Annotated in this window: 16 protein-coding genes; 6 read left to right on the plus strand and 10 right to left on the minus strand. The window is 72.3% G+C overall.

Going from position 1 to position 19,304, the window contains the following annotated elements; genetic code table 11:
* The first annotated feature begins 2 nt into the window (after positions 1 to 2).
* The gene (locus KO717_RS03255; protein ID WP_301364337.1) at positions 3 to 647 is read left to right on the plus strand and encodes a CatB-related O-acetyltransferase; all 645 of its coding nucleotides are present in this window, start codon (positions 3 to 5) and stop codon (positions 645 to 647) included.
* Here the strand turns inward: KO717_RS03255 and KO717_RS03260 are convergent.
* Both KO717_RS03260 and KO717_RS03265 read right to left on the minus strand, forming a co-directional pair.
* Positions 644 to 2,488, minus strand: coding sequence for a glycoside hydrolase family 15 protein (locus KO717_RS03260; RefSeq protein WP_301364338.1), 1,845 nt, complete (start codon positions 2,486 to 2,488; stop codon positions 644 to 646). The genes KO717_RS03255 and KO717_RS03260 overlap by 4 nt on opposite strands.
* 127 nt (positions 2,489 to 2,615) lie before the next feature.
* Entirely contained in the window at positions 2,616 to 3,260 is a 645-nt protein-coding gene (locus KO717_RS03265; protein WP_301364339.1) for a dihydrofolate reductase family protein, read from the minus strand.
* 173 nt (positions 3,261 to 3,433) lie between these two features.
* Here KO717_RS03265 and KO717_RS03270 point away from each other — a divergent pair, with 173 nt between their 5' ends.
* Both KO717_RS03270 and KO717_RS03275 read left to right on the plus strand, forming a co-directional pair.
* Entirely contained in the window at positions 3,434 to 4,003 is a 570-nt protein-coding gene (locus KO717_RS03270; protein ID WP_301364340.1) for a TetR/AcrR family transcriptional regulator, read from the plus strand.
* A gap of 81 nt (positions 4,004 to 4,084) precedes the next feature.
* On the plus strand, positions 4,085 to 5,263 hold the full coding sequence (locus KO717_RS03275) for a GDSL-type esterase/lipase family protein (protein WP_301364341.1): 1,179 nt from the start codon (positions 4,085 to 4,087) through the stop codon (positions 5,261 to 5,263).
* A 66-nt stretch (positions 5,264 to 5,329) separates the two neighbouring features.
* On the opposite strand, the gene KO717_RS03280 is transcribed toward KO717_RS03275, so the two are convergent.
* From KO717_RS03280 to KO717_RS03305, 6 genes are all read right to left on the minus strand, one after another.
* A complete protein-coding gene (locus KO717_RS03280) occupies positions 5,330 to 6,400 on the minus strand; it encodes a DUF2804 domain-containing protein (RefSeq protein WP_301364342.1) in 1,071 nt (356 codons plus the stop codon).
* Positions 6,401 to 6,524: 124 nt separating this feature from the next.
* Positions 6,525 to 7,430 carry an NADP-dependent oxidoreductase gene (locus KO717_RS03285; RefSeq protein ID WP_301364343.1) on the minus strand — a complete coding sequence of 302 codons (906 nt, stop codon included), beginning with the start codon at positions 7,428 to 7,430 and terminating at the stop codon, positions 6,525 to 6,527.
* Positions 7,431 to 7,568: 138 nt separating this feature from the next.
* Positions 7,569 to 8,579, minus strand: coding sequence for a GNAT family N-acetyltransferase (locus tag KO717_RS03290; RefSeq protein WP_301364344.1), 1,011 nt, complete (start codon positions 8,577 to 8,579; stop codon positions 7,569 to 7,571).
* A complete protein-coding gene (locus KO717_RS03295; RefSeq protein ID WP_301364345.1) occupies positions 8,576 to 9,856 on the minus strand; it encodes an MFS transporter in 1,281 nt (426 codons plus the stop codon). The genes KO717_RS03290 and KO717_RS03295 overlap by 4 nt, the downstream gene beginning before the upstream one ends.
* Complete coding sequence (locus KO717_RS03300; protein ID WP_301364346.1) at positions 9,853 to 11,112, minus strand: ATP-grasp domain-containing protein; 1,260 nt, start codon at positions 11,110 to 11,112, stop codon at positions 9,853 to 9,855. Before KO717_RS03300 ends, KO717_RS03295 begins: the two co-directional genes overlap by 4 nt.
* A 5-nt stretch (positions 11,113 to 11,117) precedes the next feature.
* Positions 11,118 to 12,371, minus strand: coding sequence for an ATP-grasp domain-containing protein (locus KO717_RS03305; RefSeq protein WP_301364347.1), 1,254 nt, complete (start codon positions 12,369 to 12,371; stop codon positions 11,118 to 11,120).
* Positions 12,372 to 12,589: 218 nt separating this feature from the next.
* Here KO717_RS03305 and KO717_RS03310 point away from each other — a divergent pair, with 218 nt between their 5' ends.
* The 3 genes from KO717_RS03310 to KO717_RS03320 all read left to right on the plus strand — a co-directional run bounded on the left by KO717_RS03310 (position 12,590) and on the right by KO717_RS03320 (position 15,775).
* Complete coding sequence (locus KO717_RS03310; protein WP_301364348.1) at positions 12,590 to 14,038, plus strand: coproporphyrinogen-III oxidase family protein; 1,449 nt, start codon at positions 12,590 to 12,592, stop codon at positions 14,036 to 14,038.
* Entirely contained in the window at positions 14,035 to 15,249 is a 1,215-nt protein-coding gene (locus tag KO717_RS03315) for a DUF1152 domain-containing protein (protein WP_301364349.1), read from the plus strand. The genes KO717_RS03310 and KO717_RS03315 overlap by 4 nt, the downstream gene beginning before the upstream one ends.
* A gap of 64 nt (positions 15,250 to 15,313) precedes the next feature.
* A complete protein-coding gene (locus KO717_RS03320) occupies positions 15,314 to 15,775 on the plus strand; it encodes a hypothetical protein (protein ID WP_301364350.1) in 462 nt (153 codons plus the stop codon).
* 53 nt (positions 15,776 to 15,828) lie between these two features.
* Here KO717_RS03320 and KO717_RS03325 read toward each other — a convergent pair whose 3' ends face one another.
* Both KO717_RS03325 and KO717_RS03330 read right to left on the minus strand, forming a co-directional pair.
* Complete coding sequence (locus KO717_RS03325) at positions 15,829 to 18,684, minus strand: AfsR/SARP family transcriptional regulator (RefSeq protein WP_301364351.1); 2,856 nt, start codon at positions 18,682 to 18,684, stop codon at positions 15,829 to 15,831.
* A gap of 209 nt (positions 18,685 to 18,893) precedes the next feature.
* Entirely contained in the window at positions 18,894 to 19,301 is a 408-nt protein-coding gene (locus KO717_RS03330) for a peptidoglycan-binding domain-containing protein (RefSeq protein ID WP_301364352.1), read from the minus strand.
* Positions 19,302 to 19,304 lie beyond the last annotated feature (3 nt).

Here is a 19,304-nt window from a genome sequence, read left to right on the forward strand (position 1 = left end):
CCGTGAACCGTCTTCCCGCGGACCCGACCGTGCTCCACCCGTTTCCGGACCGGCCGCGCGTGGTGCTGCTCAAGCCGCTGCTGACCTCACCGCTGATCGAGGCCGGGGAGTACTCGTACTACGACGACCCGGATGACCCGACCGCGTTCGAGACGAGGAACGTCCTCTACCACTACGGGCCGGAGAGGCTGGTCATCGGGAAGTTCTGTGCGCTGGGCACCGGGGTCCGGTTCATCATGAACGGGGCCAACCACCGTATGGACGGCCCCTCCACGTTCCCCTTCCCCATCATGGGCGGCTCGTGGGCCGAGCACTTCGACCTCCTCACCGGCCTGCCCGCCCGGGGGGACACGGTCGTCGGCAACGACGTCTGGTTCGGCTACGGCACGACGGTCATGCCCGGGGTGCGCATCGGGCACGGCGCCGTCATCGCCTCCGGTGCCGTCGTGGTCGACGACGTCCCCGACTACGGCATCGTCGGCGGCAACCCGGCCCGCCTCATCCGCACCCGCCACTGCGGCGCCGACATCGCCCGCCTGCTCACGATCGCCTGGTGGGACTGGCCGGCGGCCCACCTCACCGAACACATCCGGACCGTCATGTCGGGCACCGTCGACGACCTCGAACGGGCCACACCCCGGCTCTAGGGCGCGGAGCCCCGGTTCAGGGCGGCGTCCAGGGTGATCGCCGCGTCGATGAGGGCGAGGTGGGTGAAGGCCTGCGGGAAGTTGCCCAGTTGGCGTCCGGTCAGGTCGATCTCCTCGGAGTACAGGCCCAGGTGGTTGGCGTAGCCCAGCATCTTCTCCAGGACGAGCCGGGCCTGGTCGATCCGTCCGGCCCGGGCGAGTGCGTCGACGTACATGAAGGTGCACAGGGAGAACGTGCCCTCGGAGCCGCGCAGGCCGTCCGGCGACGCCTCGGGGTTGTAGCGGTACACCAGGCTGTCGCTGACCAGTTCCTGCTCCATCGCGTCGAGGGTGGAGGCCCACATCGGGTCCTGGGGGGTGAGGAAGCCGACGGTGGGCATGCGCAGGAGCGAGGAGTCGAGGACCCCGCTGCCGTAGTGCTGGACGAACGCGCCGCGCTCCTCGCTCCACCCCCGTTCCATGACCTGTTCGAAGATCCGGTCCCGGGTGGCACTCCAGTGCAGTACCGGTGCGGGCCGGCCGCTGAACACGGCGTGCCGCAGCGCACGGTCGAACGCCACCCAGGACATCACACGGCCGTAGGTGAAGTCCTGGGCCCCGCCACGGGTCTCCCACAGCCCTTCGTCGGCCGAGTCCCAGTGTTCGGCCAGCCACTCCAGCACGCGGATGAGGCCGGTCCAGCCCCGGTACCCGAGGTGGATGCCGTGCCTCTGCGCGAACGAGATGCTGTCCATCGCCTCGCCGTAGATGTCCATCTGGAGCTGGGTGGCCGCTCCGTTGCCGATGCGGACGGGCGACGAGCGTTCGTAGCCCTCCCAGTGGTCCAGGGTCTCCTCCTTCAGGTCGGAGGAGCCGTCGACCGCGTACATGATGTTCAGCGGCCCGGTGTCCCCCTCGCCGCCCGCCCGTTCCGCGATCCGGTCGCCGAGCCATCCGATGAACGCCTTCGCCTCCTCCGTGAACCCCATGCCGAGCAGGGCGTACACGGAGAACGAGGCGTCGCGGATCCATGTGTAGCGGTAGTCCCAGTTGCGCTCGCCGCCGAGCTGCTCGGGCAGCCCGGTGGTGGGGGCGGCGATCACGGCGCCGGTGGGGGCGTAGGTCATCAGCTTCAGGGTCACGGCGGAGCGCTCCACGGCCTCGCGCCAGCGGCCGGTGTAGCGGGAGGTGCTCAGCCACTTCCGCCAGTAGCCGATGGTGGCCTGGAAGAGCTCCTCGTACTCGGCGAGGCGGATCTGCCGGGGCGGTCCGTCGGCGGCCGACTCCAGCATCAGCCCGCGCTGCTGGCCCGCCGTGAGGCGCAGGGTGAGATGCAGGTCGCGCTCGCCGGCGCTGAGGAGTCGGCCGAGCCGCTCGTCGTCCGGTTCCCGGATGGTGTGCACGGTCAGGGTCGTGCCGTCGGCGGTGAACACCGCCCCGTTCTCCGTGAGGTTCAGGTCGTGCGACTTGCGCCCGTAGTCGAACCGGGGCGCGATGTCGACGTCGAAGGTCATGCTGCCGCGCACGCAGCGGACCATGCGGACCAGCCGGTGCCGGGCCGTGACCGTGGTGCCGGTCAGGGGCATGAAGTCGACCACCTCGCCGGCGCCGGCCTCGGTCATGAAGCGGGTCACCAGGACAGCGGTGTCGGGCAGGTACAACTGCTTGGTCGCGTACGTCGTGTGGGCCGGGCGGACCGTGCAGTGGCCGCCCTTGCCCTTGTCCAGCAGGGCTCCGAACACGCTGGGCGAATCGAAACGCGGGCAGCAGAACCAGTCGACCACTCCGTCGGAGGTCACCAGCGCCGCGGTCTGCAGATCGCCTATCAGGCCGTGGTTCTCGATCAGCGGGTACTCGTCCATCAGGGCGTCCCTTCCGGCATGCGTCGCCGCCCGGATCTCGGCCCCCCGATCCAGCGTATGCCGGGCCTGCGGCACCGTCCCGCCGAGCCGGGCCGCTACGGCGTACGGCGTACGGCGCGGGGGCCTCCTACGCCCCGCTTCCGGCACCACGGTCGGGTGCGCTCATGTCCCCCGTCGCGGGAATGCCGTCGGCGAGCCCGTAGCGCAGGTGGACGGCGCCCTTCGGGCCGGCTGCCGGGGGTGCGAGGAGCGTGAGGCTGGTGGGCACCGCGCCGCCGTCGAACACCTTCTTCCCGACGCCGAGCACGATCGGGTGCAGCCAGAGGTCGAGGCGGTCGAAGAGCTTTTCGCGCAGGAGGGTCTGCACGAGGTTCAGGCTGCCGACGACCTTCACGTGCTCGTGGCGGTCGCGGATCTCGCGGACCGCGCCGGCCAGGTCCGGGCCGAGCTGCGTGGACCCGGCCCACGAGAGGTCGGGCCTGCCGCGGGAGGCCACGTACTTCGGGACGCGGTTGAAGAGCGTGGCGATCTCGTTGTCCTCACCGCCCTCCTGGTGGGGCCAGTAGGCGGCGAAGATGTCGTACGTCCGCCGGCCGAGCAGGAGGGCGTCCGTGCCCTCGTACGCGGCACCGATCTGCGCCCCGGCGACCTCGTCCAGCAGGGGCGCCTGCCAGCCGCCGAACGGGAACCCCACCGGGTCCTCGTCGGGGCCGCCGGGCGCCTGCCCGACGAGGTCGAGGGTCGCGAACAGTTCGATGTGGATGAGGCCCATGGCTCACTCCCGATGAATCCGTTGTCTCCGTTGTCTCCGTCATAGAGATAGACCGGCCGGCGCCCTCGGACTCATCGCCGCGCGGGAACCGGATTCGCCCGACGCCGACGGTTACCTATACCCTTTAGGTAAATACATAATGACTGTAGCTGGATCGAAGGAAGGTGAAGGTCATGGTGCGGGTGGGGCTGACCCCGGAGCGGCTGACCCTGGCAGGGGCGGAACTGGCCGACGAGGCCGGATTCGAGCAGGTGACGCTCTCGGCGCTCGCCCGGCGCTTCGACGTCAAGGTCGCGAGTCTGTACTCGCACGTGAAGAGCTCCCACGAGCTCAGGACCAGGATCGCCCTGCTCGCGCTGGAGGAACTCGCCGACCTGGTCGCCGCCGCCGTGGCCGGGCGTGCGGGCAAGGACGCCCTGGTCGCCTTCGCGAACGCCTACCGCGACTACGCCCGGGCGCATCCCGGCCGCTACGACGCCGCGCGGTTCAGGCTCGACCCGCAGACGGCCGCGGCGAGCGCAGGGGTGCGGCACGCGCAGATGACGCGGGCGATCCTGCGCGGCTACGACCTGACGGAGCCGGACCAGACGCACGCGGTCCGCATGCTGGGCAGCGTCTTCCACGGCTACGTCAGCCTGGAGGCGGCCGGAGGCTTCAGCCACACGGCCGTCGACTCCCAGGAGTCCTGGGCCTGGACCCTGGAATCCCTCGACGCCATGCTGCGGCGCCGCACCACCCCCTGACCGGCGGCGCACCGCGCGCGCCGACCCGCCCCACACCCCCGTACGCCCCGTACACCCCGATCACCAGGCTGAGGCAAGGCAATGAGCACCGAACAGGGCTGGATCACCACACCCGTCACCGCGGACATGCTGCGCGGGCACCTCGACGTGGAGAGGACCGCGCACGGTCTGCTGCCGCACCGGCTGCCGGCCCGGGCACGGCTGCAGATCCCCGACGACCGGCTGGCCGTGGCCGAGGCCCAGCCCTCCGGCGTACGGCTGGCGTTCCGCACCCGGGCCACGGTCGTCGAACTCGACACGCTGCCCACCAAGCGGGTCTACCAGGGCTTCCCGCCCCCGGCGGACGGCGTCTACGACCTGCTCGTCGACGGCCGTCCCACCGCCCAGGCCACGGTGGCCGGCGGCAACGTCCGTACGGTCACCGACCTGGTCCGCCAGACCTCGGAGCTGACGGAAGGGCCTGCGGGCACCGCCCGGTTCACCGGTCTCCCGGCCGGTGACAAGGACATCGAGATCTGGCTCCCGCACACGGAGATCACCGAGCTGATCGCCCTGCGCACCGACTCACCCGTCGAACCGGCACGCAGCAGCGGGCGCAGGGTGTGGCTGCACCACGGCAGTTCCATCAGCCACGGCTCGAACGCCGCCCACCCGAGCGCCACCTGGCCCGCCCTGGCCGCCGCCCGGGGCGGAGTGGAGCTGGTCAACCTGGGGTTCGGGGGCAGCGCGATGCTGGACCCGTTCACCGCCCGTGCGATGCGGGACACCCCCGCGGACCTGATCAGCCTCAAGATCGGCATCAACGTCGTCAACGGCGACACGATGCGCCTGCGCGCCTTCACCCCCGCCGTCCACGGCTTCCTCGACACCATCCGCGAGGGTCGTCCGACGACACCCCTGCTCGTGGTCTCCCCCATCCTGTGCCCGGTCCAGGAGGACACCCCCGGCCCTCTCGCGCCGGACTTCGACGGCGGGACCCTGCGGTTCAAGGCCACGGGCGATCCGGCCGAACGCGCTGCCGGGCGACTCACCCTCACCGTCATCCGCGACGCACTCGCCGCGATCGTGGAACAGCGGGCGGCCGACGACCCGAACCTCCACCACCTCGACGGACGCGACCTGTACGGCGAGAGCGACCACGCCGAATTCCCGCTGCCGGACGCGGTCCACCCCTGCCCCGAAGGACACCGCCGCATCGCCGAGAACTTCGCCCGGCTGGCGTTCGCGGGCGACGGCCCCTTCGCCACCAGGACCGGCTGAGCCCCACGGGCCGGAGCGGAACCGACGGTCGGGTGTACGCCCGGGCACGGACTCCGGTGGGGCGGATCACCAGCGCATGCGGACGTCCTCGGCCCATCCCAGCAGCCGGTCCACCACGATCCGCTCGCCGTCGTCCGTGCGGATCGAGCCCGTGTAGTGGCCGAAGCACTGGTCCGTGCGGTTGGCGAGGAGACCGATGTCGGTGCGGGCGGACCGGTTGTGGAACGGGGTGAACACCAGGTCCACCAGGTCCACCAGGTCCGATCCGGGGCTGCGGATCGACCACGGCGCCAGCGGGTCGCCGCGGGACCAGTGCCACTCCAGCTCTTGGCCGATCTTGCTGATCCGGCCGTCCACGCACACCGCGTTCTCCGTCGCTCCGGTGCCGCGCGTCCAGCGGCCGCCGAACTGCAGCCCGACGGTGCGGCCGTCCGTACGCCCGGAGGCGGCGCCCCAGTTCCACGCCACCGAACGGGGCCACCGGCCACGCCCGTGGTCGAGGGTGCCCCAGGCGTCGGCGCCGAAAGCCAGTGTGTCGCCGCCGATGCGCACCGTACCGGAGGCGGGCCGGGCCGTGTGCTTGGAGGTGTACTGGAAGCGGCGTTCGTCCCAGGGCACCACCACGGAGAGGGTCTCGTGCCCGGCGGGCATCTCGACGAGGAGGTCCACCTCCACCGAATGGCCCTGCGGGCTCAGACAGCGCGCCCGCAGGCGGGTACCGGATCCCTCGCCGTGGATCTCGATCCGTACCCGGCCCCCGACCGGCCGCGGCGGTCCGACCACGAGCGAAGGAGATCCCGGATCGGGAGCTCCGGCGATGGTGTCGGGGAGACGGACGCCGAATCCGCCGGGCACGATCGCGGTGCGCTCGAACTCCCTTGCAGCCGCACCGGCCGAACCGTATTCCAGGACGTAGACCGAGTTCAGGGCCAGGTAGTCGAGGTCGCTCACCGTCAGGGCCACCAGATGCGTGGGCGTGGTCACGCACCAGTACTCCCAGCGCTTCGTCCGCCCCCAGCCGGGGATCCGGCAGCGGTGCAGCGGCCGGCGCGACCAGCCGATCGCGGCCGGCGCGATCCTCCCGTCGGTACGGCACAGGTCGACGGGCGCGACGATCTCACGTTCGTGCGTGGACATGGCCGGACCCTACCGGCCATCGGCACACCGGAACGGGCGGTCGCGAGAACTCCTGTGCGAAGCCCTGCGCGAACCCCTGCGCGAGCCGCGCCCTCGACCGGGGCGCGGGCCAAGCGCGGGCGGCTCAGGGCAGCAGGACGGCCTTGCCGCGGTTGCGGTGGGCTTCCAGGTCGGTGTGGGCCTGGGCGGCCTCGGCCAGCGGATAGGTGCGCCAGACCGGCACCGAGACCTTCCCCTCGGCGGCCAGCCTTACCAGCTCCGGCAGAAAGTCCCCGGTCCGGTCCGTGCTGCCGGCGCTGAAGACCACGCCGTGCTCCGCCGCCGACATGTCGGCGATGGTGACGACACGGGTGCTGTCGCCGGTCAGCGCGACCGATTCGGCCAGCACACCCGCACCGGAGGTGTCGAAGACGAAGTCCACCCCCTGGGGAGCGGCGGCCCGCACCCGCTCCGGCCAGCCGTCGCCGTAGCGGACCACCGCGGCTCCCAGTGCCCTCACCCGTTCGAGGTCGCGCTCGCCGGCCGTTCCCAGGACCGTGATGCCCCGGGCGACGGCCAACTGTGCCGCGGCCGTGCCCACACTGCCGGCGGCGCCGTGGACGAGCAGGGTCTGCCCGGTTCGCACGCCCAGCTCCTCCAGGACACGGAACGCGGTCTGACCGACCGTGACCAGCGAGGCCGCGGCCTCCCAGGACAGGGCTCCGGGCTTGGCCACCGGCCGGTCGAGCAGCGCGTACTCGCTGTAGCTGCCGCCGGCGGCGACGCCGAGGACCTCGTCCCCCGCGGCCGCGTCGGCTCCCTCACCCACGGCATCGACCACGCCGGCCGCGTCCAGACCGAGGACCACGGGGAACCGGGCCGGGACGGCGCCGGCCATCAGGCCGGAGCGGAGCTTCATGTCGAAGGGGTTCACGGAGGCGGCCCGCACCCGGATCCGGACCTGGCCCGGACCGGGCTCCGGCGGGGTGACGTCGGACAGGCGCAGCACCTCGGGCGCGCCGTACTCGGAGAAGGTGATCGCTCTGGACATCAGGAACTCCCGGAGGGAAGGCGGGCGTACGGGCGCGGCCGCCGCCTCGTGGCTCGGCCGGTGAGGGCGGGCACCCGCCCTCGGCGCACCCACAGCATTCCGTGCTTCTCCGCGAGCACCGGTGCGCCGCGCGGAAGATCAGGACGGTGGGTCGGCCAGGGCGTACAGGCCGGACACCCCGGCCCCGCGGCGGCGCTTGGCCTCGATGGCCTTCATGCCCGCGTGCAGGGCGGTCGTGCCGTGGGCGTAGGCGTCCTCGACGGGCAGGTAGTACATGAGGTTGAAGTACAGGTGGGGCGCCGGGTGGTGGCGGTCGAGGGCGACCGCGCGGATCCACGTCGTGGTGCCGTAGTGGTAGAAGAGGCAGAAGCCGATCATCCGGGGTCCGTCGTAGGCGGCCACCACGCGCGCTTCGCCGCCCATCGCCGTGGCCTGCCGTTTCAGCAGACCCTTCATCGCGTCGAGGCCGTCCCGGTCGTGCCCGTGGTCCTGCTGGTGTCCGGCGAGCAGCGCTGCGGCGTCCTCCCAGCAGTCGGCGAGTCCCTGTCGGCGTACGTCGAGGCCGGTGGCCGCGGCGAAGTCGCGGCGTTCACGTCGGATGCCGGCGCGGCGCTGTGCGGGCAGGGAGGAGATGTAGTCGTCGATGCACGCGCCGGGGAGCGGGATGAGGGCGTCGTCCTCCAGGTGGAGGGCGGGTGCCGGGTAGAGGGGGGCGAGCCGGGTGGCGGCCTCGGTGGTGAGGTAGGGCCACCAGTGCGTCGTGCCGTGGTGGCCGGCGAAGCGGCGTACGGCGTCCCGGAGGAGGGTGAGGCAGGCGTCCCGGCGGCCGGGGCCGAGGCCGGGGGCGGTGAGCGGGGTGTTGTGGTAGCCGCGCCGGGCGCCGGCGATCACGCGGGGCCGCAGGTGCGGGGGCAGTACGGTCTCGGGCTGGTAGCTGTCGTTCGGTTCGTCCCGCACCAGGTAGAGGGGGGTGGCCGCGAGCAGGGTGCCGTCCGGTTCCCGTACGAGCGCGTACGCACAGGTGGCGGTGGGGTCTTCCTCCTCACCGGCGAGCCACCGGTGGGAGAGGTAGAGGCCGGCCGACCGGGCGAGGTGCTCCCACTCTGCGGCGGGGACCGCATGGACGGACTCGACGATGCTCGTGATCAACGGGGATTCCTCCGGCGGTGGCGGTTGGGGGCCTTGAGGGCGGGCGCGGCGAGTACGGCGATCAGGCAGGCGGCTGCTTCGACGGCCCAGGGCAGGAGCGGGCCGGCCTCCAGCAGCAGGGTGAACAGGGCGGGAGCGGCGACCATGCCGACGGCCCACGAGAACTGGTACAGGCCCTGCGTGAAGCCGCCGGCCGCCTGGGGGGTGAGGCTCACGGACAGTTCGCTCAGTGCCGGGCCGAGGAGGATCTCCGCCACGCTGAACAGGACGATCGCCACGATGAGGGCCGCCCAGGCGGCGGAGGCGGCACCGGGCGGCGAGGGCAGGGCGGGCAGGGCGGGCAGGGCGGGCAGGGCGAACGCCCACATCCCGGCGGCCATGATCAGGTATCCGGCGGTCACGGCGTGGCGGGGCACCTTGGGCGCCAGGTGCGCGGTGACGACCGTCGAACAAGCGGATACGAGGGCGGTGTTGACGACGAACAGCAGGCTCGCCGCCGAGGCGGGGAACCCCAGGGCACGGGTGGTGTAGACGGCGACGAGGACGGCGAGGACGGCCTGCGCGAGGACGTAGGGGAGGTTGACGGCCACGAGCAGCAGGTAGCGGCGGGTGTGGTCGGCCCGGGTCACGAGGGCACCCGGCGGCGTCCCGTCCGGTTCCGGTGGGGTGGTGGTGAGGGCGGCGAAGCAGGCGGCGGCCAGGAGGTAGGTGGCGGCGTCGACCGCGATCATCCAGCGCAGCGAGCCGTTCCCGAACACGGTCAGGGCGCCTGCCGCGGCGGCGGACCCGGCGGCGAGCCCGACGTTGCGCAGCGAGCCGGTGAAGGCGAACCAGGAGCGGCGTTCGTCGGCCCGGGTGACGTGCGTGATCAGGGTGCGCTGCGCGGTGAAGTACATGTTGATGCCTGCCTGTACGAGGAGGTACACGCCGGCGACGTGCGACGGCTCGCGGGCGAGCAGGAACAGGGCGAACCCTGCGGCGGAGAGGATGTTCGCCCACACCACGACGCGTTTCGGTCCGACGCGGTCCATGAGGCGTCCGGCGAGGAACGTGACGGGCAGGGCGAGGGCCTGGCCCACCGTCATGGCCGCGCCCACCCGTGCCAGGGACAGGCCCTGGACGTCGGTGAAGTACAGCAGTCCCAGCGGCAGGAGCATGCCGTTGCCGACGGAGTCGATCAGGTTGCCGGTGATGAAGAGGCCGTGCCCGCGCAGTCCGGGCAGGCCGAGACGGTCCGCCGCGGTGCGCGGGCGGCGGGTGTCGGTGGCCGCGCTCACCGGTTCAGGAGGGAGCTGATCTTGCCCAGGACCCCGGCCGCGGGGAAGCCGGTCGCCTCGTGCAGCTCCGTCAGGGCCTTCACGGTCCGGTCCTCCCCACCCTCGGCGAGGGTGATCACCACGATGTCCCCGTGGGAGGCGCCGTCGATGACGAGCTCGTGCGCGGTGACCACCCGGACGCGCCGGCGGAGCTCGGTCAGCACCGCCGGCGGGATGCCGCCGGCGAGGAATTCGATCGCCCAGCCGACCCGTCGGGCCGCGCCGCCCGTGAAGGGGAGGCCGCGGGCCAGGCGGGCGAGGGAGGTGAAGGTGTTGGTGCCGGACGCGGCGCAGGAGAGGGTGGTGGCCCCGCCGATGCGCGGGTTGATCTCCAGGATCACGAACCGGCCGCCGGTGTAGATCATGTCGACGTTCACCGATCCGTGCACTCCCAGGCCCCGGCAGAGGTCGACCAGGGTGCGGGCCACTTCGGCGAACGCGGCGTCGGCCTCCTCACGGGGGCCGCACCAGCGCAGGTCCGCGAAGGTGAACACCGGCTCCGCCCCGGCGCGTCCGGTCCAGCACAGGGGAAGGACCTGGTAGGCGCCGGGGCGCCCCACGATGTCCACGCTGCACAGGTCGCCTTCGACGACCTGTTCCACCACCGCGGACGCCCTCCCCGACACCGCGGTGCCGGGTGCGAGGTAGGCATCGAGGTCGGCGGGTGAGCGCAGGGTGCGGATGCCCATGCTGGTCGAGTCCCATACGGGCTTCGACATCAGCGGATAGCCGATCCGTTCGGCCTGCACGCGCAGCGCGTCCCGGTAGCCGGGCACCGCGAGACCCCGGCCCGCCAGCAGATCGGAGTCGACACGGAACCCGTCGGGCACCGGCAGCCCGGCCCGCTCGCAGAGCCGCTTGGTCTCCCACTTGTCCACGAGCAGCATCGTCGCGGCGAGCGGAGTCATGACCGTCGGGATGCCCACGGTGTCCAGGAAGGCCTTGGCCGCGGCGTCGCGCAGCGCGTTCTCGCACGGCAGCGAGATCGACACCGCCGCGTCCGCCCCCCAGGCGGCGACCGCGTCCGCGAGCTCCCGTGGCGTGACGCCCCGGTCGAGGCGTTCCCGGTAGCCGGGGAAGTCCTCGTCACCGGCGGTGCCGCTGGTGTGGAACAGTCCGGCCTCGATCCCGTCCGCCGCGAGCCCGCGTACGGCCTGCTGGACGTAGGGGTCGGCGCGCCGGATGCCCACCGACCGTAAGAACGCGATCTTCCGCACCGGCTTCAGCCCACTTCCACTCGGGACCGGGCGGCCACCCGGTCGGCCAGCCCGCGCGCTCGCCCGGCCGTTTCCGCACGGGCCACCACGTGCCCGACCCGGCAGGCCGAATCCGCCGGGTCCGGCACCACCTCCCCGGGCCGCAGATGCACCTCGCCCCGCGTACCGGGCAGTTCCGGGATGACCACCTGTCGCACCACGCCGCCGCGCTCCGGCAGCAGGAACCGGATCGACGCCGCGTCCGTACGGGAGGGAACGGTGTCGGGCACCAGGCCGAGGACGGCCTGGAGTTGGGCCACGGCCTCGCTCACGCCCGTCGCGGCCTCGACGATCTCGCACAGGTTGTCCCCCGGCAGTCGGGCGCCGGTCTCGATCACGTACGGGGTCTCCGAGCCCGGCGGAATCTTCACCTCCGTGTGCGCGATCCCGTTGCGGACGCCGACGGCGAGCGCCGCCCGCGCGGCGATGTGCTGCACCTTCCTGATCAGCGGCGCGGGCAGGCCGGAGGGGCAGGTGTGGCCGGTCTCGATGCGGTACCGGCCCTCGGTGGTGTCCTTCGCGACGACGGGCAGGGGGTAGGCCACCCCGCCCGCGACCACCGTGTCGCAGGAGTACTCCCCCCCTGGGATGTACTCCTGCAGCAGGGCCCGCGTGTCGAGCTCCAGGCCGTGCGGTTCGGCGTGCGTGAACCGCTGGGCCGCGCCGACCGCGTCGGCGAGCCGGCCGGGACCGTCGACCACGGACACGCCCCACGAACCGCCCTGCTCCGCGGGCTTGACCACCAGCGGCCATCCGAGCGCGTGCTCCCGTGCCGCCCGGTACGCCCCGGCGGCGTCGTGCGCGACCGCCCAGCGGGGTGCGGGAATACCGGCGGCCGCGAACACCTCACCCATCTCGATCTTGTTCCTGGCCGCGCGCGCGAGTCGGGGATCGTTGCCGGGCAGGCCGGTCCGCTCGGCGAGCAGTGCGGCGAGCGGGGTGAACAGCTCGAAGCAGGCGGCGACACCGGTGACGGCGTGCTGCCGGCAGAAGGCGGCCATGTCGTCCAGGGCCTTCGGGGTGTCGGTCAGGTCCGTCGCGCACACCCCCGCGAGGCCGGCCCGCAGCCGGTCCGGGTACCCGTCGTGGATGTCCTCGCGGGTGGCCGCGTACAGGCGCACTCCCAGCCGGCCGGCCGCCTCGACGAGGAACCGCCCGGCGTTCCCCATCGGCTCGATCACCAGCACTCCCGGCCCGCGCGGGCCCACCCCGGTTGTCATTCCTCCAGCAAAGCCGGGAGGCGGGCTCGACGGCTATCGGCCTGACAGACGAAAAGAAGTCCCCCCGCAGCACGGGCCTTTGGAGCAACTGCCAACGAACCGGCCAGTACACAGCGGGTATTTGGTGCGCCCACCCGATGGAACCGGACAAGTGTCCCGTGATCGGATCGCCAGGCCAGGAAAACCCGCGCCGGCACCCCGTACGGGAAGGCAACACCGTGACCAGCAGCCTGCACCAGGAGCTCGCCGACCACATCGACCAGGGCGTCATTCCGCCCTACCAGTACTCGTACCCGCCCCGCTCCACGTACCGCCCGCTCCCGGAGGGCAAGTGGAGCGTGGACGACGTGTGGGCGAGGGATCTCGCCAACCACCAGGTCCCCGAGCTCAATCTCTACCTGCACGTCCCCTTCTGCGACCGCAAATGCGGCTTCTGCAACCTGTACACCATCATCAGCACCGACGAGGACGTCTACGACGCCTACACCGACGCCCTCTGTACGCAGATCCGCGATCACGCGGAGATCATCCAGGCCCGGCGGTTACGCACGATCTACATAGGCGGCGGCACCCCCGCCCTGCTGAAGCCCCGCCACTTCGAGCAGATCTTCACCACCATCGGCGAGATCTACCCCAACTGGCGCTCCACGGCCGAGGAGGTCGCCGTGGAAGCCACCCCGTCGTCGATCGCCGACGCGCCCGACGATTTCAAGGCCCTCATCGACATGGGCCTCACGCGCGCCAACGTCGGCATCCAGTCCCTCGTCCCGCGCGAGATCCGCGAAGCCGGCCGCGGCGGCGAGGACGAGGACGTCATCCGCCGCGCCGTCCGCACCGCCCACGAACTCGGCCTGCCGGACCTGTCCACCGACCTGATCATGGGCTTCGCGGGACAGACACCCGAAACCTGGCGCCAGAGCGTGGACGAGCTGGCCGCGCTCCGGCCCACCACCATCAGCACCTACTTCCTCACGGTGCGGCCGGACGCCTGGTTCTCCAGGACCGGCGCCTACCAGTACATGTGGCAGCCCGAGCTGTACGAGCGCTACGACTACGCCCGCCAGGTCTTCCTCGACCACGGATACGTCCAGGAGGGCTCCGTCCGCTACAAGAAGCCCGGTCGCGGCGGCTACGTGCAGAAGGTGCTCACCTTCCACGGCGTGCCCCTGCTCGGCCTCGGGGTCGGCGCCCGCTCCTACACCAGCGTGCTCGACTACATGTGCGGCAGCGTGAAGCCCTCGGCGGCCGAGGTCGCCGATTACATCAGGAGGGCCAAGAACCACGAGCTCGCGCCCGTCACCGGTTTCGAGCTGACCGGTGAGGAGCTCGTCCGCAAGCGCCTCGTCCTCGACATGTTCGACCTCGACCTCACGGAGCTCGACCGCTTCGGCTACCGGAAGCACGCCGACGAGTTCGAGCCCGTCCTGGAAGCGGCCGAGTCCAACGGGCTCGTCCACCGTCTCGGGCGCCGCGTCCAGCTGACCCCCAAGGGCTTCAAGTACCGCGACGTGCTGTCCTGGATGTTCTACTCCGGGTCCGTCAAGGACCTCGACCGCGAGTACTACGAGAACCTCCACGCGGCGAACAAGCGCGCCCGGAAGAACATGGGGGCGACACCGGTACGGATCACCGGCATCGACCTGCGCGAGCGCGAGGGAGCCGCGTGAGGGACCTGTACATCGCGGCGGGCGGCGGAGGAGACCCCGTCGGGACCCTCATCGCCGCCCGCACCCTCACGGCGGACCGGGCCGTCCCGGCGGATCCCCCGTGGATCGCCACCTATGCGTGGGAGCGCCCGGAGGTCGACCCGACCGCCCGCCCCCTCGGGGCGGGCGACTTCGACGGCCTCGCCCACGAGGCCGGAGGCACGCGGGGCGGCGGTCTCGGGGGCAGCGGTCTCGGGGGCGGCTTCGCATCGTTCACACCCGCCACCCGCGCCCGCCCGCCGGCCGGATCCACCATGCCCGCCCTCGCCAGGGATCTGCCCGCCCGGCTGCTGCTCCTCGACCCCGCCCGGGGACTCCTCTCCCTGGCACGGCAGATCTCATCGATGGCCGAAGCCGCGGGCGGCCGGATCCACGTCGTCGACATCGGCGGCGACATCCTGACCCACGGCAACGAGCCCGGCCTGTGCAGCCCGTTCGGGGACGCCCTCGCCCTCGCCGCCTGCCACCTCACCGGCATCCCCACGACCGTCCACATCGCGGGCCCCGGCCTCGACGGGGAGATCGGTGAACAGCCCCTCCTCGAACGCCTCGCGGGAAGCCACCCCGTCACCCCGGACCGGGACGCGGCAGCGGCGGCCGCCCGCGCACTGGCCTGGCACCCTTCCGAGGCATCCGCGCTGTGGGCCGCCGCCGTCCACGGCGTCCGCGGCACGGTCCGGACCGTGAACAGCGTCATCCGCCTCACGGACGTCTCCCCGCGGCTGTACCCCGTGCCGCTCCAGGAGGCCATCGGCCACAACCCCGTCGCCCGGGCCCTCGTCGACGAGCGCCCGGCCACCCTGGACGCCGCCGCCGACGTCTCCCACCGGCTCACCGGCATTCCCGGGCTGGAGAGCGAGCGCACCCGAACGCCCCGGCAGGACCCGCCCGCCGGGGGGATCGCCTTCCTCGACCGGGACGAGGCCATGACGACCCTTCGTGAAGCGGCCGGCGGAGCCGACCACATCACCCTCCGCCACGCCGCCCGCTCCCTCGGCCTCGCCTGGACGGACATCCCCGCCCTCCGGGCCCTCCTCGCCACGGACACCCCCCTCCTCCGGCTCGCCTCCGGGCCCGCGCCGCGGCCCCGTTGGCAGCGCGTTGGGCACGTGTTGGGTGCCGCGGGCACTCTTCCCACGTCGGCCGAGGGGCCCCGGGCACCACGCCCCTGACCGTCGGCGCAGGCCCGGTGCGGGCGTGCCCGCTCAGTACTCGACAACAGGGGACGGACGGATCATGAGGAACAAGCGCAGTCGGATACTCACCCGGGCTCTGCCGGTCGCGGCCATGGCCCTCGCCACACTGATGACCACGGGCAATCCCGCCTCGGCCGCCGGGCTGGGATGCAGCGGCTACGGCTGCGACGGCTGGAACCCGGGCCCGGTCAGCTGGGACTCCGGTCCGGACACCGACGCGACGGCGACCGTCCGCGCGTACGCCACCGTGGAACTGCGCTCCGGCAAGAAGGACGGCAGATGGTACGGCTGGGCCAGGACGGCCACGACGTACTACAAGTACGGGGTGTGGATCGACCGGTCCACGGACGGCGGCAGGACGTGGGACGGAATGCGCGGTTACGAGCACCGTGACGGTGGCGATGTGTACACGTCCATGCAGTACTGGCCGGACGGCACCTGGCTGCGCGCCTGCGTGAACGTCGAGGGCGTCGAGCTGAAGTGCACCGGCTGGGTCAGCTGACGTACTGGCGGCACTCCGGGCGGCGGCCCCGAGCACGCGCTCGGGGCCGCCCCCTACGGCAGCGCGGCCAGGCCCGCACGGCTCCGCTCGATGTGCTGCGTCATGCCGTGGCGCAGCCCCAGGTCCCGGCACTGCTCCCAGCAGGCCCGCGCGGCGTCCCACTCGCCGAACTGATGGTGCGTCCGGGCCATGAAGGCCAGGCAGTCGGCCGTCCCGCCGAGGTCGTTCATCCGCCGCCGGATGGCCAGCGCCTCCGTCTGCGCCTCCAACGCCGCTTCACGGCGGCCGAGTTGCCGGTGGATGTCGCCGAGTTTGGTCAGACTGGTGGCCAGGAAGACGCCGTGCCGCTGCTCGCGGAGTGCCTCGATGACCTTCTGGTGGTACGCCGCCGCCAGGTCGTGTTCGCCGCGCATTTCCTGGGCGTCCGCGATCCGGCTCAGGGCCAGCGCCTCGCTGGCGGCGTTGCCGACCTTCCGGTACAGCTCGTACGACCGCTCGGCGTGGGCGAGCCCCCGCTCCGCGTCCCCGATCTGGACGTACAGGCTCGACACGTTGCCCAGGATCGAGGCCTGCGCCAGTTCGTCGCCGGCGTCGGTGAAGAATCCGAGCGACGCGTTCAGGTGCCTCAGGCACTGCTCGTTGCGGTTCGCCATCCCGTGGGCCACGGCGATCCTGCGGTGGAGCCAGGCACGCCCGAGCCTGTCGTCGTGCGCCGTCGCGATGTCCATGGCCTGTCGCAGGCAGGCGTCCCACTCGCCGGTCCACCAGTGCGTGGTCGCGTACCCGAACAGCCCGACGGCCAGACGCCAGGCGATGTCCGAGCGTCCGAGCACCCCGGCCCGGGTGATGGCCTCACGGATCGCGGGCAGTTCCCGCTTGGTCCACGCCAAGGCGCCCGCCTCCTCCGCGAACGCGGGCAGCGCCGGGTCCTGCGGGCCGTCGAGCGGCGGTGGGGACTGTGACTCGTGGCTGGCCACGGCACAGGCCCTGGCGACGGCCCGTGCGTACCAGGTGAGCAGCCTCAGGATGGCGCTCTCCTGCTCAGGAGCGGTGACTTCTTCCGCCGCCCGCTGCGCCGCGTACTCGCCGAGGAGGTCGTGGAGCGCGTACGCGTCGGGCTCGTGGCTGTGTACGAGGTTCGCGTCGACCAGCAGCTCCAGTGCGGCGGCCGCGTCGTGCTCCGTCGTACCCAGCAGGGCGGCCGCCGACCGGGTGGTCACGGCGTGGGGCTGCCACAACCCCAGCAGCCGGAAGGCCCGGGCCGCCTCGCGCTCCAGGTCGTTGCCGCTCGCGCGCATCGCCAGGTAGCTCATGTCGAAGGTGTGCCGTACGGCGACCGAGCCCATGGCCAGGGCCTGGAGGCGGCCCCGGTGCGGGGTGAGGCGCTCGGCCAGCAGCGCCAGCGGCCATGACGGCCGGGAGGCGAGTCGGCCACCGACGATCCGCAGGGCCAGTGGGAGGCCGCCGCAGGCGGTCAGGATGTCGGCCAGGGCGGCCGGCTCGTCCGTGATCCGGTCGGCTCCGCAGAGCTTGGACAGCAGGGTCAGCTGCTCGTCGGGGCCGAGCGGCCGCAGGGGCACCATCCTGACACCGGGCACCTCTGCCAGGAGGTGGCGGCTCGTGATCAGGGCCGCGCCGGGGCCGTCGGGCGGCAGGAGCGGGCCGACCTGGGTCGCGTCCCGCGCGTTGTCCAGGACCAGCAGGATACGGCGGCCTTCGACCGCGGTCCGGTAGAGGGTGGCCAGGTCGTCGGTGTCGTCGGGCAGTACGGCGGGGCGTACCCCGAGGTCGGCCAGGAACCGGGCGAGCAGGTCGTGAGCGCAGCGCGCGCCCCCGCTGCTGAACCCGCGCAGGTCCGCGTACAAGGTGCCGTCGGGGAACTCGTCACGCACCAGTCGCGCCACGTGGACGGCGAGGGCGGTCTTGCCGATGCCGCCCATGCCCGTGATGACCACGGGCCGCAGGGGCGCCGCCGTCCGGTGACCGTCGCTGCCGCCGCCTTCACCGTCGTCGTCCGGGAGCGTCACAGGTCGGCGCAGCAGCCCTGCGACCGTCGCCGCCTCGGCTTCCCGCCCGGTGAATTCGGCTACGGAGGGCGGCAGTTGATAAGGCGACGAAGCCCCCGTTCCCGTTCCGCGCGACGGGCCACGGGCGGGCGGAGCCGGGTCCCGTTCCTGCTCTTGTTCCTGATTCTGTTCCTGTTCGAGCAGTTCCTGGTACGCCTGGTGGACGGCGGCCCCCGGTTCCGTACCGAGTTCGTCGACCAGCGACCGTCGCAGCGCGTGGAAGACCTCGAACGCGTCGGCCTGGCGTCCACTGCGGTGCAGGGCGAGCATGAGCTGGCGGTGGAGTGCCTCGCGCAGCGGGTTCTCGGCGGCCAGGGCGGCGAGTTCGGTGCAGATCTCGCGGTGGCGCCCGAGGTGGAGGTCGGCGTCGAAGGCCCACTCGCGGACCTGGAGGCGCGCCTCGGCGAGCTGGTGGACGCGCAGGGACGGGGCCCGGTGCTCGGAGAACGGGGACAGATCGGCGAGGGGCTCCCCGCGCCACAGCGCCAGCGCCGCATCGCTCTCCGTGCGGACCGTGTGCCAGTCCCCCGCATGATGCGCGAGACCTGCGGCGCGCGCCCGGGTCTCGAACACCTCGACGTCCAGTTCGCCGTCCCGTACGCGGAGTTGATAGCCCGGGGCCACGGTGAGCAGGCGATTGTCCCCGGTGGCGGAGAGGATCCTGCGCAGCCGGGTCGCATGGTTCGCGAAGGACGCCTCGACGCTGGACGGGAGCCGCTCGCCCCACATGGCCTCTTTGAGGGCGTCCTTGGGCACCACGCGGTCCGCCTGGAGGAGCAGGGCTGCCAGCAGGACGCGAACCTTGAGCCCCGCGACCGGCGTCAGCTCCGTACCGTCGTGCACCACCAGCGGTCCAAGCAGCCCGAACCTCAACATCGCGCTCCCCCAAGCGTCAACGGTCGGCCCTCCGCGTGTCGGAAGGACCGGCTGGGGCAGATCGTAAGCCGCTGGGGGTTCGCGGGATCCATGGATTAGGGCGTGGCGCCGCGCGGATGCGGGCGGCCTCCCGTCCGCCCGCATCCGAGTTCCCGTCGCCGGAACAGCGCGCCGCTCTAGTAGGTGGTCGGCAGGTAGGTGTGGCAGTAGCCGTTGCCCGCCCCGCCGCCGCTGTAGTAGGGGTCCCCTTCGAACATCAGCATGTCGCCGGTCTGCGGGCCCACGATGCCGTCGGCCTTCAGGCTGCCGCCCGTGCCCTTCTGGACGTCCACGACGGCCTGGCGGGTCTTCGGGCCCCAGACGCCGTCCTCGGCGACCTTGGCGACACCCCAGTAACGGCCGCGGTCGATCGCATAATTGATCATGCGCTGCACGCACCACACGGCGTGCGTGTTGTTCGTGTAGCCGTTGCCGACGTACGGGGCCGTGGTCGAAGCGCTCGCGCTGCCGCCGGTCATCACGCCGGTGAGCACGGCGGCGGCCGCCGCCACGACGGCGATCCGGGAAGTGAGCTTTTCGGGCATGGG

It is taken from the genome of Streptomyces xanthophaeus, from assembly GCF_030440515.1.
GTDB classification, from domain to species: domain Bacteria; phylum Actinomycetota; class Actinomycetes; order Streptomycetales; family Streptomycetaceae; genus Streptomyces; species Streptomyces kutzneri.

Excerpts from the sequence above, each read along its gene's own strand:
- KO717_RS03265 (WP_301364339.1), bottom strand. The coding sequence starts at position 3,260 with ATGGGCCTCATCCACATCGAACTGTTCGCGACCCTCGACCTCGTCGGG.
- KO717_RS03305 (WP_301364347.1), bottom strand. The coding sequence starts at position 12,371 with ATGACAACCGGGGTGGGCCCGCGCGGGCCGGGAGTGCTGGTGATCGAG.
- KO717_RS03275 (WP_301364341.1), top strand. The coding sequence starts at position 4,085 with ATGAGCACCGAACAGGGCTGGATCACCACACCCGTCACCGCGGACATG.
- KO717_RS03320 (WP_301364350.1), top strand. The coding sequence starts at position 15,314 with ATGAGGAACAAGCGCAGTCGGATACTCACCCGGGCTCTGCCGGTCGCG.
- KO717_RS03330 (WP_301364352.1), bottom strand. The coding sequence starts at position 19,301 with ATGCCCGAAAAGCTCACTTCCCGGATCGCCGTCGTGGCGGCGGCCGCC.
- KO717_RS03285 (WP_301364343.1), bottom strand. The coding sequence starts at position 7,430 with ATGTCCAGAGCGATCACCTTCTCCGAGTACGGCGCGCCCGAGGTGCTG.
- KO717_RS03270 (WP_301364340.1), top strand. The coding sequence starts at position 3,434 with ATGGTGCGGGTGGGGCTGACCCCGGAGCGGCTGACCCTGGCAGGGGCG.
- KO717_RS03280 (WP_301364342.1), bottom strand. The coding sequence starts at position 6,400 with ATGTCCACGCACGAACGTGAGATCGTCGCGCCCGTCGACCTGTGCCGT.
- KO717_RS03260 (WP_301364338.1), bottom strand. The coding sequence starts at position 2,488 with ATGGACGAGTACCCGCTGATCGAGAACCACGGCCTGATAGGCGATCTG.